Consider the following 797-nt stretch of genomic DNA (forward strand, 5'->3'; position numbering starts at 1 on the left):
CGCACCGTGGCGGCTCATGATGACTTTATTGCTGATATTGCCGAACGCCCAGGAGAGCGCGCCGCCCAACGTCAGCAGCATCGTGAGCAGCGTCAACCCGGTGGTGGTCTGGTTCAGCATGCCGCCTTCCGCCAGCACAAACATGCCTAGCGTAGCAATGGCAATGCCGAGGAAATGGTTCCAACGCAGCGCCTCACCCAGCAGCAGCGCCCCCAGCAGCAGGGTGAAAAACCCTTGTGCTTGCAGCACCAGCGAGGCAATGCCCGCTGGCATACCCAGTTTTATCGCCAGAAACAGAAAGGCAAACTGGCCGAAACTGATGGTCATGCCATAGGCGACCAACCAGCGCAGCGGCAAGCGGGGGCGCGGCACAAAAAAGACGGCAGGCAGCGCCACCAGTGTAAAACGAAGCCCCGCCAGTAAAAACGGCGGCATCCCCTGCAACCCGACCTTGATAACCACAAAATTAACGCCCCAGGCAACCACCACACACAGCGCCAACAGCCAATCTTTTACTGACATTTTATTCCCCAGCGAGTGAGCGACAGCCCCGTTCGCGCGCTTTCATCGTCCTAAAATGAAACATCGCTCACAAAAACACAAGTAAGCGAATCTTATGACTATAGCGCCTTCCCCCTGGCTGAGGGGGGGATTATCAACGTTTTAGCAAAGGTCTTTCGCCTGCGTGGGGATAAAAAAAGAAAACAGAGTGGCCTACAATGGGGAACGGTTTCCGGTTGGCGGCCAGGTTTTGGTCGTCGCTAACGCCGCGCAAGGCACGGCGTCCATTCCTCGGA

The 797-nt window shown here is 56.8% G+C and carries 1 protein-coding gene; it reads right to left on the reverse strand.

Annotation, left to right across the window (positions count from 1 at the left end; all coding sequences use genetic code 11):
- Positions 1-522, reverse strand: a 522-nt coding sequence (locus tag J5224_RS31940) for an EamA family transporter (protein ID WP_264628979.1), incomplete at its 3' end; no start/stop codon positions are given.
- Positions 523-797 lie beyond the last annotated feature (275 nt).

It is taken from the genome of Candidatus Symbiopectobacterium sp. NZEC135 (assembly GCF_025962695.1).